The organism is Mycobacterium sp. P7213 (assembly GCF_900604305.1).
GTDB lineage: Bacteria > Actinomycetota > Actinomycetes > Mycobacteriales > Mycobacteriaceae > Mycobacterium.
On record NZ_UWOA01000006.1, the window covers coordinates 25,405 to 41,046 of the forward strand.

General features: G+C 67.3%; 9 protein-coding genes and 1 riboswitch. Of the genes, 5 read left to right on the forward strand and 4 right to left on the reverse strand.

Features of this window, described 5'->3' with window-relative positions:
• Positions 1-13 precede the first annotated feature (13 nt).
• Positions 14-7,336, forward strand: coding sequence for a beta-ketoacyl synthase N-terminal-like domain-containing protein (locus tag EJK91_RS03560; RefSeq protein ID WP_164517873.1), 7,323 nt, complete (start codon positions 14-16; stop codon positions 7,334-7,336).
• On the opposite strand, the gene EJK91_RS03565 is transcribed toward EJK91_RS03560, so the two are convergent.
• Positions 7,330-8,244 carry an MBL fold metallo-hydrolase gene (locus EJK91_RS03565; RefSeq protein ID WP_125078269.1) on the reverse strand — a complete coding sequence of 305 codons (915 nt, stop codon included), beginning with the start codon at positions 8,242-8,244 and terminating at the stop codon, positions 7,330-7,332. The genes EJK91_RS03560 and EJK91_RS03565 overlap by 7 nt on opposite strands.
• Before the next feature lie 358 nt (positions 8,245-8,602).
• On the reverse strand, positions 8,603-9,397 hold the full coding sequence (locus EJK91_RS03570) for a DUF1906 domain-containing protein (protein ID WP_046302122.1): 795 nt from the start codon (positions 9,395-9,397) through the stop codon (positions 8,603-8,605).
• 228 nt (positions 9,398-9,625) lie between these two features.
• Here EJK91_RS03570 and EJK91_RS03575 point away from each other — a divergent pair, with 228 nt between their 5' ends.
• Positions 9,626-10,444, forward strand: a complete 819-nt coding sequence (locus tag EJK91_RS03575) for a carotenoid biosynthesis protein (RefSeq protein WP_164517874.1) — start codon at positions 9,626-9,628, stop codon at positions 10,442-10,444.
• On the opposite strand, the gene EJK91_RS03580 is transcribed toward EJK91_RS03575, so the two are convergent.
• Positions 10,441-11,649 carry a PPE family protein gene (locus EJK91_RS03580; RefSeq protein WP_125078271.1) on the reverse strand — a complete coding sequence of 403 codons (1,209 nt, stop codon included), beginning with the start codon at positions 11,647-11,649 and terminating at the stop codon, positions 10,441-10,443. The genes EJK91_RS03575 and EJK91_RS03580 overlap by 4 nt on opposite strands.
• Positions 11,650-11,663: 14 nt before the next feature.
• On the reverse strand, positions 11,664-11,963 hold the full coding sequence (locus EJK91_RS03585) for a PE family protein (protein WP_125078272.1): 300 nt from the start codon (positions 11,961-11,963) through the stop codon (positions 11,664-11,666).
• Between the two features lie 289 nt (positions 11,964-12,252).
• A riboswitch (M-box (ykoK) riboswitch) is annotated at positions 12,253-12,425 on the reverse strand.
• Positions 12,426-12,896: 471 nt separating this feature from the next.
• Between EJK91_RS03585 and EJK91_RS03595 the strand changes: the two genes are divergently transcribed.
• From EJK91_RS03595 to EJK91_RS03605, 3 genes are read left to right on the forward strand one after another with little or no spacing between them, the layout of a single operon-like run.
• Positions 12,897-13,871, forward strand: a complete 975-nt coding sequence (locus tag EJK91_RS03595) for an acyl-CoA thioesterase (RefSeq protein ID WP_125078273.1) — start codon at positions 12,897-12,899, stop codon at positions 13,869-13,871.
• Positions 13,871-14,692, forward strand: a complete 822-nt coding sequence (locus EJK91_RS03600; protein ID WP_125078274.1) for an SDR family NAD(P)-dependent oxidoreductase — start codon at positions 13,871-13,873, stop codon at positions 14,690-14,692. The genes EJK91_RS03595 and EJK91_RS03600 overlap by 1 nt, the downstream gene beginning before the upstream one ends.
• Before the next feature lie 24 nt (positions 14,693-14,716).
• Positions 14,717-15,637 (forward strand): LLM class F420-dependent oxidoreductase, encoded by a 921-nt coding sequence (locus EJK91_RS03605; RefSeq protein ID WP_125078275.1) that lies wholly within the window; start codon positions 14,717-14,719, stop codon positions 15,635-15,637.
• Positions 15,638-15,642 lie beyond the last annotated feature (5 nt).

Sequence of the window (15,642 nt, forward strand, 5' to 3'; positions counted from 1 at the left end):
CGGCTGATTCGAAGTGAAGTTTGATCCGATCGCGATCGTCGGGCAGGGGTGTGTCCTGCCCGGGGGACTGAACGCGGGTGAGCTCTGGACAACGGTGCACGACGGCCGCGACGCATTGGGCTCACCCGGGCCGGATTACTGGGGGGTATCCCCGGAGCGCGTCCTGTGCGCCCCGGCGGACGTGCCCGAACTCGACCACACCTGGTCGGACCGCGGCGGCTACGTCCGCGGGTTCGACGACCTTTTCGATCCGCGCGGACTGTTCCTCGACGCCGACGACCTGGCCGGACTCGACCCGCTCTACCGGTGGGGAATCGAGGCGGCCAGACAAGCCCTGGACAGTGCGGGATGGCGGGCAGGTGAGGTGCCGGGTTCCGCCGGGATCGTCCTGGGCAACCTGAGCTATCCGACCAAGAAGATGACCGACCTCGCCGAATCAGTCTGGCGGGGAGAAGAACCCGGAGTCGACTGGCGCAACCGCTTCATGTCCGGCCTGCCGGCTCACCTGATCGCGCAGGCATTGGGCCTGACTGGCGGAGCCGCGGCCCTCGACGCCGCCTGCGCCTCGTCGCTGTATGCCATCAAGCTGGCCTGCGATCGGCTACACGACCGCACCGCCGACGTGATGTTCGCCGGCGGCATCAACGGCGCCAGTGATCTGCTGCTGCACGTCGGCTTCACCGCCTTACAGGCCCTGAGCCGAACGGGGAGGTCACGACCGTTCAACAACGGCGCCGACGGCCTGGTCCCCGCCGAGGGCGCCGCCATCCTGGTGCTGCGGCGGCTTGACGACGCGATCGTCGACGGCGACTCCATTCTGGGCGTCATCCGGGGCGTCGGCTTGAGCAACGACGGTCGGGGACATGGGTTTCTGGTGCCCTCCCAAGACGGCCAAGAACGCGCGATGCGCCTGGCCTACGAGATGGCCGGACTCGAGCCGCGCGACATCTCCCTCATCGAATGCCACGCCACCGGGACATCGCGCGGTGACCTGACCGAACTGATGAGCATGGCGCGCATCTTCACCGGCATGACCGACGTGCCCATCGGTTCACTGAAATCCAATCTGGGCCACTCGATCACGGCATCCGGCGCGGCGGGAGCCATCAAAGTACTGGCCGCGATGCGTGCCGGGATACGTCCCCCGACCCTGCACGCCGAAGATCCGCTCCCGTTCATCGCCGACTCGCCGTTCCGGTTGCTCACTGAGGCCGAGCCCTGGGACACCGACGGGCCGCGTCGCGCCGCGGTCAACAACTTCGGCTTCGGCGGAAACAACGCCCACCTGCTGCTCGAAGAATGGGTCGAGGGACCCGGTCCCACGCCGGCTCCTCCGGTCGCCGCGCCCCGGGCCGAGCAGGAGATCGCGATCGTCGGCCTGAGCCTCCTGATCGGCGACGGTCACGGAACCGCCTCCGTCGCCGAGCACTTGAAGACATGTCAGCCGATACCCACCGGCCTGGCCGACGGAGCCCGCGGCGCACGCATGGACGAGGTCTGCCTGGATCTGACCCAGACCCGCTTCCCACCGGCCGATCTCAAACAGACCCAGCCCCAACAACTGGCGTTGCTCGGTGCGGCCCTGGGCATCGGCGAGTTGATCAAGAGCCTGCCGCCGGACACCACCAGCGTCGTCGTCGGCATGGGCTGCGACGCCGAAGTCAACCGGTTCGGCCAGCGCTGGCGGCTGGCCGATGAATTCGACGACCCCGGCCGGCTCGCCGCCGCTCGCGACGATGTCGTCGCGGGGTGGACCGCCGCGGGGGTCGTGGGAGCCATGCCCAACATCGTCGCGAACCGACTGAACAGCCAATTCGATTTACGTGGGCCCAGTTTCACGGTGTCGCGCGAACAGCTCTCGGGCACCACCGCCCTGGAGATGGCCGCGCGGGCGTTACGCCGCGGAGAGGTCGACGCGGCCGTGGTCGGGGCGGTGGATCTCAGCTGCGAACCCGTGCATCAGGCGGCGGCGCGCGCCCTACTGCACCCCGATGAGCAGACACCCGCAGACGCCGCCGTCGTCCTGGTGCTCAAGCGCGCCGCCGACGCGCGCCGTGACGGCGACCCGGTGTACGCAACCCTGCTGCCCGATCAGCCGGTCGACGCCGAATGTCTGCACCTGGGCACCGTTCCCGGTGCGGTGAGCCTGTCGGCGTTGTTGGGTCACGCGCACGCCGCCTCGGGACTGCTGCATGTGGCCGCCGGCGTGCTCTATGCAGCCCTCGGAGTGTGGCCCGACGGCGAGCCCTGGACATCCGCGCAACGGCGCATCGCCGTCGAACTCACCGGACTGGCCGGCCAGCGACAACACATCACGCTGGTGTCCTCGGCAACCGGGCCGGAGGCCGCGGCCTTGACGGCGCCGGCAGCAGCCAACGGTGCCGGGAAACCCATCCGGCTCAACTTCCCCGCGCACCTGCCCGCGGTCCACCTGCCCCCACGCGTCCCGGCCCCAGGAACGAACCCCCCTGATCAACTGGAGCAATTCATGCCGATACAACTCCCGATGCCTCCGGCTTTGGCAACGGTCGCGGAGTCGCTGGCCCGGCTGCCGCTGGGTGTCGCCGCGGCGACACCGGCGCTACCGGAACCGCAGCCGACTGCGGCCGACGCTGCCCCCGCGACGCCCGCCACCGCACCCGCCGGCGCAAGCCGGGCGATCCAGCCGGTCAAACCTGCCGACAAGGTGGTCCCGACCCCGACGGTGAAGCGTGAGCCGGTGGGCCTCAAGCTCGACAAGGACGGGTTGCGCGTGCACTCCTCGGGGAACATCTCCGAGATCTTCGGCCCGGCCTTCGCCGAGCAGGACCAATATCCGCGCCAGGTCCGGATGCCCGAACCGCCACTGCTGCTGGCGGATCGGCTGTTGGGCATCGACGCCGAGCCGGCTCGGCACGGCACCGGAACGCTGTGGACCGAAACCGATGTCACCGCCGACTCCTGGTGGCTCCAGCAGGGCCGGATGCCCGCCGGCATCATGATCGAAAGCGGGCAGGCCGACCTGATGCTCATCTCCTGGATGGGCGCGGATCTGCTCAACAAGAGCGAGCGGGTCTATCGGTTGCTCGGCTGCGAGGTCACCTACCTGGGTGGGTTGCCCGAGATCGGCGACACCCTGCGCTTCGACATCCACGTGGACGGCCACGCCCGGCAAGGCGATGTGCGGCTGTTCTTCTTCCACTACGACTGCACGATCGACGGTGTCGAGCGGATGTCGATGCGCAACGGCCAGGCCGGTTTCTTCACCGACGAGGAGCTGGCGGCATCCGGCGGGGTGTTGTGGCGGCCTGAGGAACAGGCCGTCAGCGGACCGATGGAGCAGACGCCCGCCCAGACGTCGCGCACCTCGCTGCAGCGCGCCGACCTGGAGGCGATGGCGTCCGGTGAGATCTGGCGTACGTTCGGCGAGGGATTCGAGCGCGCCGGCAGCCACACTCGCACCCCCAGCATCCACGCCGGCGACATGCTCTTCGTCGACGAAGTGACGGATCTGGACTTCACCGGTGGGCCGTGGGGCCGCGGATATCTGCGGGCCGTCGCGCCCGTGACGCAGGAGAACTGCTTCTTCGCCGGCCATTTCAAGAACGATCCCTGCATGCCGGGCACGCTGATGTATGAGGCGACCATGCAGACCATGGCGATCTACATGACCGCCCTGGGCATGACACTCGACTGCGACGGCTGGCGCTTCGAACCGGTTCCCTTCGAGACCTACAAGCTGCGCTGCCGGGGCCAGGTCACCCCGCAGTCGCGCGAGGTGGTCTACGAAGTGTTCGTCCGCGAGGTGATCGCCGGACCCGAGCCGACACTGTTCGCCGACCTGCTGTGCACCGTCGACGGGCTGCCCGCCTTCCACTGCGAGCGGATGGGCCTGAAGCTGTCACCGGGCTGGCCGATGGACCTCGGCGCCAAGGAACTCGAAGGCTACGTCGAGCCCAAAGCGGTCGCCGAAGTCAACGGGTTCCGCTATGACTACCAGGCGATGCTCGCCAGTGCGATCGCCAAGCCGTCCATGGCGTTCGGACCGTTGTTCGAGAAGTTCGACTCTCCCCGCAAGGCGGCCCGGCTGCCGGGCCCGCCGTATCACTTCATGTCCCGGGTCACCGAACTGGCCGGCGAGACCGGCGTGATGAAGGCCGGCGCCGAAGTCGTCGTGGAGTACGACGTGCCCGCCGATGCCTGGTATTTCGCCGAGAACGGTGCCGCCGGTGGTCACGAGACGATGCCCAACGCGGTGCTCATGGAGGTCGCGCTGCAGCCCTGCGGCTGGCTGGCCAGCTACGTCGGCTGCCCGCTGGACGGCGACGCGGACCTGTTCTTCCGCAACCTGGACGGGACCGGAACTCAACACCGGGAGGTGACCCCGGCGACGGGAACACTGCGCATCAAGGTGAAGCTGAAGAGCCTCGCCAAGGCCGCGGGAACCATCATCGTCGGCTTCGACGGGGAGATCGTGGCCGACGAGGGACCGGTCTACACCTTCGACACCGTGTTCGGCTACTTCAAACGCGAAGCGCTGCAAAACCAGGTCGGTCTCCCGGTCAGCGACTCGCAACGCGCCTCTCTGGCGCAGCCCTCCGGCGCTCCGCTGGTCGACTTGACCACTCAGCCCGCCGAGTTCTTCGGGGCGGGAGCGCGGTTGGCAGACCCGATGCTGTTGATGGTCGATCGGGTCACCGGCCGCTGGCCCACCGGAGGCGCCGCCGGCCTGGGCCAATGGCGCGGCGTTAAAGACGTCAACCCCGGCGAGTGGTACTTCAAGGCGCACTTCTTCGGCGACCCGGTCCAACCGGGGTCCCTGGGCATCGAGATGCTTTTGCAGCTCCTGCAGTTCGGGATGCTCGACCTCGGACTCGGCAAGGAAGCCGGACCGTCGGCCCGCTTCGAGCCGGCCGCCCTGCACGACGCCATGACCTGGCGGTACCGCGGCCAGATCATCCCCACCAACAAGCAGATCACCGCACAGGTGGAGATCACCCGGATCGTCCGCGAGGACGCCGGCATCCTCGCGGTGGCCGAGGCATCGCTGTGGGTGGACGACAAGCGCATCTACACCGCCAGCAACCTGGGCATGCGCATCGTGGCAGGCCCGGAGGAGCGGCTGTCGCCGGCAGCTGCCGGGGCCATCACCACATCGGCAGCGGTACCGGGGAGCGCGGCGGGTGCAGCCGCTCCGGCATCGCTGCCGTCGGCGGAAACTGCTGCCGCGGTGCAGAACACCGCGCCCGCGACCACCACGATGGAAGTCACGCTCGATCCGGTCAACGACTCCTGGGTCGTCGATCACTGCCCCACGTACGTGATCCCGTCGCTGCCGATGATGTCGGTCATGGACCTGTTCGCCCAGGCGGCGGCCGGTGCCTCAGGCGGAGCCAAGGTCGTCGAGATCACCGATGTCCAGATGGTTCGCTGGGTCGTGGTCGACGCCCCGAAGCAGCTGCGGGTCGTGCTGGAGCAGACGCCGGAGGCCGGACATTTTCGGGGCCGCCTCGAAGTCTGGCGTGATGCGCCGCGAGCAGAGTTGTCCCGCTGGGAAATTCACGCGCACGCCGTTGTCGTCACCGCCGCACAGTACAGCGGTGAACCCGAGCCGCCCGCCCCGCTGGAAGGTGCGGTGCCCTACGCCGATCCCTATGACGGAACGGTTTTTCACGGCCCGGCGTTCGCGACCCTGACCGAGGGTGCCCGTATCGGCCGCAACGGCTCGACCGGAACGCTCGCGATCGAGCGCTGCGCCGTTCCGGTCGGCGAACTGCAGCCGGGGCTGTTGGACGGCGCGCTGCATGTCGTACCGCACACCGCGATGAGCGTGTGGACCACCGACACCGCCGATCCGGCATCGTATGCCGATGCCAGCGACCCCGACGTCGGGTTCCCGCGCCGCATCCTCTCGGCCCGGTTCTACTCCGACACCCCGGTGGCCGGAACCGTGGATGTCGAAGCCCGATTCGTGGGCTTCGACGACGACGAACGCCGTATGCCGACCTTCGACCTGTGGCTCAGCGTCGCCGGAAAACCCTGGGCCCGTATCCGGATGGCCGAGTTCCTGCTGAGCAAGGGACCGCTGGCCGAGGTCGGCGGGCCCGAACGACGCGCCTTCATGGGTGACCGGCAGGCGGTCCCGGGACTGTCGCTGAGCGAACGACTCGGGCGCGGCGTACTGGAGCTCGACACCGCCCGGATGGCAACCCTCGACTGGTTCAAAGGCACTCTGCAGGCCGTGTACGGCACCGACAGCCAAGGCGATTCGCTGATGGTCGACATCGTGACCAAGGAAGCGGTCGCGGACGCAGTCCACAATGCGGTCCACCCCGCTCAGGTTCAGGTCATCGACGGAAAGGTGAGCTGCCCCGCGCTGCCGCTGGAGCGCATCACGGTCGACGTCGAGAAGCTCGGGCCGGGTGCGTGCCGTGCGAGCGCGTCAGCGGCAACCGACTGGGAGCCGGTCCGAGCCTGGTGGACCGAGAGCGCCGGCATGCCGGACGGCTGGTTCGGCGAGTTGGCCCTGGGAGCGGTGCTGTCGCGCTATGTACGCCACGTGGTGGTCACCGATCCGGCCGCGATGGCGGCCGTGCACGGCCGGCCGGTGTTGCTGCTGGCCAACCACCAGGTGCAGGTCGAATCACTGCTGGGCACCACCATCGGATCGTGGCTGACCGGCACGAAAGTCGTCACTATCGGCCACGCCAAACACGAGACCGGCTGGGTCGGCAATCTGCTGCAGATGATCGACGCGGCGGCGGGCAAACAGTTGGGCCATCTCCGCTACTTCGACCAGCAGCAGCCCCAGGAGTTCTTCGGTCTGGTCGACGAACTCAAGCGGGAGACCGCGGCGCTGGGGGTGTCGGTCATGGTGCACGCCGACGGGACCCGCAGTGTGAGCTCGAGTCAGCGGGTGGAGAGGCTGACGTCGACACTGCTGGACATGGCGATCGAGATGGCGATGCCGATCGTGCCGGTGTACTTCGCGGGCGGCCTGCCCGAGGAGCCGTTGCCGCACAAGCTCGAAGTTCCCTACGGCCATGCCGCGCAGGACTACATCTTTGGCAGGCCGATTCTGCCCGAAGAGCTGCGCGGTCGTCCCTACGCCGAGCTGCGGCGTTACGTCATGGACGCGATCAACGCGCTCGCACCGTTCAGTGACGCACCGCACGCCCCGAACTACGATGTGGAGAGCCGGATTACGGCCGCCGCCCCGGGTGCCTCGCCGCTGGAGTCGGTGTGGTTCTGCATCGAGGACGCGCTGGACTCGCTGCCGGTCGACTGGCGAAACCTGATCGCCGACGAGGACTGGGAGCTGGCCGGGTTTCGGCAGTCAGCGAGCACAGCTCAGTAATCCCACACCGCCGGTACGCACCGAAAGGCGTTGCCGGCGGCGGCCACGTGGCACACCGACGGGAACGGGAGGTGAGTGGCCACCAGCGCTTCGCCGGTCGATGCCAGCTCCTGCAGCAGGCCGACCCGGACCTCGATCGACTGCTCCGGGTCGTGTTCGAATCCGTTGTGCCACTGGGGGTTGTCGAATCCGACCTGGAATATGGCGTCGCCGGCGAAGGTAAGTCGGTGATCACCGGATGCTAGCCGGACCACGCTGTGGCCGGGGGTGTGCCCGCCGGTACGTGTGGCGAGCACGCCGGGGGCAACCTCGTAGGACTTCTCGAAGGGGACCAGGTGGTTACGGTATTCGTCCAAGAACCGCGAGGCGATCGATCGCAGCGCGTCCGGAACCGGAGCCGGCATGTTGGTCCCGGAAAAGTCGGGCGCCTCCCAGAACTCGGCTTCCGCGGCCGCGACGTGGATCCGCAGGTCCGGACGCAGTCGCGCGTTGACCCCGTCGGTGAGCAGTCCCCCTACGTGGTCCATGTGTAGGTGGGTCAGCACCACGTCGGTGATGGCAGACAGATCGATGCCGGCGGCCTCCAGCCGACGGACTGCCTGGCCTGCACGCGGAAAGTCCGGAAACTCCATCCCGAGGCCGGCGTCGACGAGGATGGTCCGGTCACCGGAGCGCACCACGACCACGTTCAACGGCCAGTCGATGACGTCAGGCGGCAGGAACATGTCGTCGAGCCAGCCCGCCAGGCGGGACGAGTCGACGTTGGTGGCCATGGTCGCGGCGTTGATCGGCAGCACGCCGTCACTGATCACCAGCACCTCGATGTCGCCGACCTGTACCGCGTATCGCGATGGAACCAGATCGTTCGGCTCGTGACTCTCAGCACGTACGGCGGTGTTCAAGCTCATCTGCGTCTCCTTGATCGTCGGTCTGCGCCTGCCCGGATCGTTCGGATCGAGAATCGCGCGACAGCGTCGGTCTGCGCACCCTGGAAACCGCGTAGTCCTTGGCGCCCCCGGGGGCTCTGGAGCGTTTGTTGACTGCGGCCGAGGTGGACGGCTAACTTAGTGGCGATCGCGGCACGGCCGTCCAGCTACGCAGCTGGACGTAGATCGGCCGTCAACGAATCGAGACCGACCAAGTCTTCGCAGACAGGAGCCCACTCATGGCGTCAGCATCTCTGGGCGTCTACACGTGCCTCGCGTGTGTCGTGCTGCTTACCCTGGCACTCTTCTGGGCCAGCGGGTCCTGATCGGTCGCACGACCTCACGGATGTAGATTCCACTGGCCGCAGTCCTGGGCCAGGACGTCGTTGACGTCGACTTCTATCCCACCGACGATGGGCCCCGGGTTCGAGGCGGTACTCACAATGCGCTGGTAGAGCACTGCCCCGGGATCGACCTGACCACGTGACCAGGATCGGGTCTGCCAGGCCCACCGCTTACCGGGTGTGCGTGAGACTCCGATGACACCGTCGGCGGCCGCCCACTGGCACACGTTCACGCCCCCGTAGACGCCGGTTCGCTGCACTCCCAGTACCGAGTTGATTCCGCGAAACCACTGCAGTGCCACGGTGTTCCAGGTGTTGCGGTCGATGTCGTCGTCGACGCTGAAGAAGACCGGCGCGCTTTGGCCCCCGCCGGCGGCGGTGTGTATCTGCCAGGCGGTGCGTGCGTCGGCAACCCCGCCGGGGTAGCCCCGGGTGAAGTCCGACGGGGCCGTCCCGCCGGGCTTGCCGTACTGGAAGTTGCTGACGATCACCAGTCCCGCGGCGGTCAGTGACTCGGCGTAGGGCCGGGTGATCGGCTTGGCGCCGAAGTTGGAGCCGGGCCGCGACGTCGACACGTAGTTGATGACGCCGGCATGGCCCGCGGCACGGATGTCCTGCGCGGGAATCTGACGCATGGCGTAGTCGATCAGCGTGGGAGCCGCAGCCGAAGCCGTCGGTGCACCGGCCGACGCCGCGCCCAGCCCGGTGAGCGCTGCGGCGGATGCGTACCGCAGCGCGTCCCGTCGGGAAACGTGGTTCCGAGGGTGGGAAGTCCGCGGCGAGTCAGGCACGGGCCGATGTTAACAATGTGGCAGCTGTTAACTGTGTCGCCCGCGCCGGGAACCCTGAATGCTTTTCCCCGAACATCCTTGCTTTGCCCGGAGAACGAGTCGCCGACGGCTACGATTCGGTGCGTGTCGACGCCCGTCACCAGCACATCATCGCCGACGACTCCGCGCGCCCCTAGAGCCCCGCTCGTGGTTGCGGGCTGGTGCCTCGTTGCTATCTACATCGCCGCGATGGTAACGACGGCATTGAGTGCCGGATCGATATCCGCTGTAGCCGAAGCAATCTCGGGTGCCGCATTGGCGGCGTTCGTGGTGCTCCATACGTTGACGCTCTATAAACCCGCCGGAGCCGTCGCCTACTTCGCCACGGCCGTGACGGTGGGTCTCGGCCTGGAGGCGTGCAGTATTGCGACCGGCTTCCCGTTCGGCTTCTACGTCCATTACGCGGAAGGGCCTCGCGCGTTCGACGTTCCGGTGGTTGTCGTGGCGGCGTGGGTGATTCTGGCCTGGTTGGCGTGGATTCTGGCCCGGGTGATTGTGGGCGAGATCCACAATCGGCGACTGTCCGTTGTGGTGACACCCGTCGTGGCCACCCTCATCGTCGGTGGCTATGACCTGGTGATCGATCCGATCGGCGCCTACGTGCGTCACATGTTCGCCTACCGATCACCGAGTGGGGTCCTGGGTGTCCCGTTGAGCAACTACATCGGCTGGCTGATCACCGGGTGGGTGCTGTTTCAGACCTTTGCCTTGATCGAACGACGGTGGGGACGCGACCCCGCAACCTCGACCCGATCGGCTTTGTTGATGCCGTCCATCATCTGGTTCGGTTTGGGCCTGCAGGTGAATCTCGGGCTGCTGCGCGCCGGCGATGCCACCACGACCATCCAGGGCGTGCCCGTTGCTCTGGCCGATATCTATGAGACGTCCGCTGAGATGACCTGGTTCATGATGGGCCTGGTGGTGGTGATCAGCGTGATACGGCTTTATCAGGGCACGCCGGCGACCTCGCCGGAGATCGCCGACTCGAGCGCACACCGCGCCGGCTAACCGACCCCGACGGGCCGCGGCATGACGGTCAGCTTGACGCCATAGCGCGGCGTGCCCAGACCATAGCTGCCGTGGCGGCCGGCGCCGCCCGGAGGAATCGGGGGAGGCATCGCGGTCATCGACCGGTTTTCCGGGGCGACGGTCCAGCCGCTACCCATCCCAGCGGTAGGAGGTCCCGTCGGGGTGGCCGCCGCCCAGCTCGGGGGCGTCGACAACGAGCCGACCAGGGTGGCCCGGCCCACTCCCGCGGCCACCGGGGAGCTGCTGCCACCGGCAGCGCGGGCCGCGGTCTCCAGCTCACCAGTGGCCGTCGACGCCAGGGTCATGCCCGGCATGGACCCGACCCCGCCGCGGGCCAGGGCGGCCGTGCCGCCATCCATGCCGCGCGCAAGAAAGCCGAGCGTGGCTAACCCGGAAAACCCCTCGATGTTGCCACCGGGGTCGAAAATGCCGGTAGCGGCGATCGTGTTCCACAGCTGGGCATTGATGTTCAAACCCGACCCGTCGTCGTGGCCCCACGTTCCGTCGAAGAGGCCGTCGAAGAACTTCGTCCAGTGCCAGTCCGGATCCGTAGGACGCGAGCCCTCCGCCGGCGACGCGAGGCTCCGTAGCGCATCGGGCAGCTGGGTGTGGGCATCGGTGGGGTCCACACCGCCCGCGGCCTGCCTGCCGTCATCTCGATTGGTGGTTTCCGGCGCATTGGCAAAGGGGATCAGTTGGGTGGCGGTGGCGGAAGCCGCGGCGTAGCCATACATCGCCACCGCGTCTTGCGCCCACATCTGGCCGTAGCGCGCTTCGGTCGCTGCGATCGCCGGTGTGTTCTGGCCCAGCGCGTTGGTCTTGACCAATGACGCCAACAACACGCGGTTGGTCTCGATCGCAGCCGGGGGCACCGTCATAGCGTGGGCCTCGGCATACGCCTCGGCCGCGGCGTAGGCCTGTGCCGCGGTCTGCTCAGCCTGCTCGGCGGTCACGCTCAACCACACGAAGTAAGGCTGGGCAGCCGCAGCCATCGCCGATGCAGATGGGCCCCACCAGCCTTGACTGCCCAGGCTCGCCACCAGCCATTCGAACGACGTTGCCGCTGAACGCAATTCCGCGGACAGTAAATTCCATGACGCCGCAGCCGCCAGCATCGGCCCTGATCCTGCTCCGGCGTACATGCGCGCCGAATTGATCTCTGGTGGCATCGATCCGTAGTCCATTGGCCAAAACCCTTTCAGTAGAAGGAGATAACGTTTGCGGTATCGGTCACTGCGTACGACTCTGCGCTGTGCAGCAGCGTTTTGACGAACATCTCGTGCACCTCCGCGGCGCGCTTGCTGATCGCTTGGTACATCTGTGCATGCCGCGCGAATTGCGCCGCGGTCAGTGCAGAAATCTCGTCGGCGGCGGCGGGAATCACGCCGGTGGTCGGCGCTGCGGCAGCGGCGCTTTGCGCGGATACCGTGTCGCCGACACCGCGCAGATCGGCCGCTGTCGCGATGAGATCTTCGGGCAGTGCGTACACAAAAGACATCGGAGACTCTCCTTCGAGAGGACATGACGAATTTCGCTGCCACACAAGAACAGTCGCGCGCCAAAGCAGCACACGTCCACGACGCGGACAGCGCTGATGCGGTAAGGGCGAACCGATTCAGAGGATGAAGGCGGCGCCGGGGCAGGATTCGAACGACATGGTCGTCGATCTCGGATAGGGACTATCGCTCGGACTCAAAGTCGCTCTCACCTCCTCGCGGCCAGGGCATACGGGGATGCCGTTGTGGTAAGCACATCGGAGCTAACCGAACCAGCGCAGAGTTGGCCGGACGGCACCCCTCTCGACAGAGTTTTGGCACTGCACGGCGTATCCAGTCATGTGCCGAAAGCCACTTGGGCTCAACCCTTAAGCCGGGAAGAGCTGTCCTGACCCTGGGCGTCTCTCGACGTTTGAGGTCAGTGGCCTGTATCCGTACAGACGCCTCACCTAGCGAGGTGCGTTCGCGGCCATGGTGGCATCACCGCTGGCCGCCGTCAACTCGAACGAGCACGTCTGCGCTACCGGATGAGTTCGCCTGACATGGCATATGTCTCGCGAACAATACTGGTGTGCACCAGGATTCATGTCCGCAGAAAGTTTGCCTCTCCGCATCGATCGGTTGTTGCTGAGAATGTCCAAGCAACGGAACAGGTGAACGGTCATAATTGCCAATGCATCCCGAAGTCACGGCTGCAACCGGACGACCGGACGGATTGGCGGGGAGGCGATTCGGAAACCCGCACCGGATGGAGTTCCTGCTACCTTCGGAAGTGCCCCCGGTCGATCCGAGCGCGCGTCGTTGCCGGCGCGCGGTTCGGGCTCCACCCTTGACCTACGTAGCCCGGATTTACTTAAATGGGCTAGCAGTCACATCACCGGCTACCCGTGTCGGCAGTCCGCCGCGGACGGGCCACAGCGGGTGAGGAGGAACTTGTGCAGACGTCGGCGTCCGAGGTCTCCGCTCACCCCGACTACGGCGGTCCCCTGCTCGGGTCGGGAAGTCAACTGGAACGCGCCACGCTCGACGCGCTGGACCGGCTGCAGCAGGTGCTGACGCTGCACTCACTGGGCGAGGACCGATTCCGGGCGGACAACGAGGCCGGCCGGTTCGGCCGGATCTTCGGCGGCCAGCTCATCGCCCAGGCGATGACAGCGGCCGCGGCCACGGTCCCCGAGCTGACCGCCCATTCCATTCACGCGTCGTTTCTGCGTCCCGGCGACTCGGGCGTACCACTGGAGATCGCCGTTGACCGCACTCGCGACGGGCGCACCATGTCGGCACGGCAGGTCACCATCCAGCAGGGCGGTCGCACCCTCGTGGTGGCGACGGTGTCCTTCGACACCAGCCCGGACAGCACAGACGCCGACCCCGTGCCGCCGCCCGGGCCTGCACCGGAAGCCCTTCCGCTGCTACAGCACTGGGTGCAGCACGCCCCGCCATACCTGGCCGGGCGAGGGAACACCTGGATAGAACGGCCCCCGCCGCTGGAAGTTCGCACCGCCGAAGCCCCGGTCTTCCTGGGCGGCGCCCAAGCGCCGGGTCCGCGTGCCCATTGGATGCGGTTGCCGCGTGGAATCGACGGCGATCACCAGCTGCACGCGGTGCTGCTTGCCTACGCCAGCGACTACCTGCTGGTGGATACCGCGTTTCGTGCCCACCCGCAGCCGGTCGACCATGCCACGCACACCGGCCTGACCTTGGACCACAGCGTGTGGCTGCACCGTGCAGTCCAGTTCGATCGATGGCACCTCTACACCCAGCAGACCGTCGCCACGGCCGGACACCGCGCCCTGGTGCACGGCACCATGGTCGATGACACCGGCCGCCATGTGGCCAGCACCGCACAAGAAGTGCTCGTCCGGCCGATAGCCGAGCTGCCGGGACGGCAGAAACCCGGGGACCAGTAGTGGTCCTGCGCGCAGAGACGGCGACACTCGATGGACGCGTAGCGGTCATCACCGGCGGCGGTTCGGGAATCGGCCGCGGTATCGCCGAGGGCTTCGCGGAATTCGGCGCTCGGGTGGTGATCTGGGAACGCGACGCCGAAGCAGCCCAAGCGACCGCAAAGCTGGTCGGCGGTCATGCCTGCGCAATCGATGTCCGCGACTCCGGCCAGGTCGATGCGGCAATGGCGGAAACCCTTGCCACGGTGGGCTTGCCGACGGTGTTGGTCAACAATGCCGGCGGGGTGTTCTTCTCCCCGTTGCTGGAGACGGCACCCAAGGGCTGGGACACCCTGATCCGGTCCAACCTCACCCAGGTCCTGCTCTGCACGCAGCGCGTCGCGCAAACACTGGTCCAACACGGCGCGGCCGGCAGCATCATCAATGTCGCCAGCATCGAAGGCACCCGTGCCGCGCCTGGCTATGCGGCCTACGCGGCGGCGAAAGCGGGTGTCATCAACCTGACTAAAACGGCGGCTCTGGAGTTGGCGCCGCACGGCATCCGGGTCAACTGCCTGGCCCCGGACCTCACGCTCACCGAAGGTATCGAACGAGTCGGCTCGGCAGAGATGCTGGCCGGCGTGGCCCACATGATTCCGATGGGCCGCCCCGGTCATGTCGACGAGATGGCCGGGGCCGCGGTCTTTCTGGCCGGCGACCTGAGTTCGTACGTGACCGGCCAGACGCTTCACGTCGACGGCGGAACCCACGCCGCGGGCGGCTGGTACCACCATCCCGACGGTGGCGATTACATCCTCGGCCCGCCACGGCCGACGACCACTTAGCAACTCCACGCGAAGGAGAGGCGTATGCGGTTCGCGTTCACCTACCCGATCATCACCCATCCCTGCCATCCGGAGCTGGTTTCGCCGCAGGCGGTGAGCGCCGTTGCGCGGGCCGCCGAAGCCGCCGGGTTTGACGCCATGGGTTTCACCGACCACCCGGCACCGACACAGCGCTGGCTCGACGCCGGCGGCCACGACAGTCTCGATCCCTTCGTGGCGATGGGATTCGCCGCGGCGCATACCGAAACGATCCGGTTCATCCCGAACGTCGTTGTCTTGCCCTACCGCAACCCGTTCGTGGTGGCGAAATCGGGTGCGACCCTGGATCTGTTGTCGGGGGGAAGGTTCACCTTGGCCGTCGGTGTGGGCTACCTCAAGGGCGAATTCGCCGCTTTGGGGGTGGACTTCGAGGAGCGCGCCGGACTGGTCGAAGAGAGCCTGGACGTCATCCGAGCCATCTGGACCGGTGACGACGTCTCATTCGAGGGCCGGCATTTTCGCGCCCGCGGGATCACCGCGCACCCGCGACCGGTCAGCAGCCCCCATCCGCCGATCTGGATCGGCGGAAACACCGGCAAAGCGCGTCAACGGGTCGCGACACGGGGCCAGGGCTGGGCGCCGTTCCCGGCGTCGCCCGGCCTGGCCAGCACCGCCCGCACCGCCGAAATGAATTCGGTCGAAGCCCTGACCGCGGGCATCGACGACCTGAAACGACGCTGCGACGGGGCCGGCCGTGACTGGGCCGCCATCGACATCTGTTTCTCGAACCTCGTCGGCGGCCGTCCCGGCTACGACGACTTCGATCCCGGCGCCTACCTGGACGGCCTGGGCCAGCTGGCCGAAGCCGGCGTGACCTGGGTACAGGTCACCGTTCCCGGCGACAGCCTCAGCCATACGGTCGAGGCACTGGGCCAGTTCGGCGAATCGGTGATCAGCACATTGTAGGAACG

Bases quoted from the DNA above. Each gene is read 5' to 3' on its own strand.
- EJK91_RS03605 (WP_125078275.1), top strand. From the start codon at position 14,717: ATGCGGTTCGCGTTCACCTACCCGATCATCACCCATCCCTGCCATCCG.
- EJK91_RS03575 (WP_164517874.1), top strand. From the start codon at position 9,626: ATGGTAACGACGGCATTGAGTGCCGGATCGATATCCGCTGTAGCCGAA.
- EJK91_RS03585 (WP_125078272.1), bottom strand. From the start codon at position 11,963: ATGTCTTTTGTGTACGCACTGCCCGAAGATCTCATCGCGACAGCGGCC.
- EJK91_RS03580 (WP_125078271.1), bottom strand. From the start codon at position 11,649: ATGGACTACGGATCGATGCCACCAGAGATCAATTCGGCGCGCATGTAC.
- EJK91_RS03565 (WP_125078269.1), bottom strand. From the start codon at position 8,244: ATGAGCTTGAACACCGCCGTACGTGCTGAGAGTCACGAGCCGAACGAT.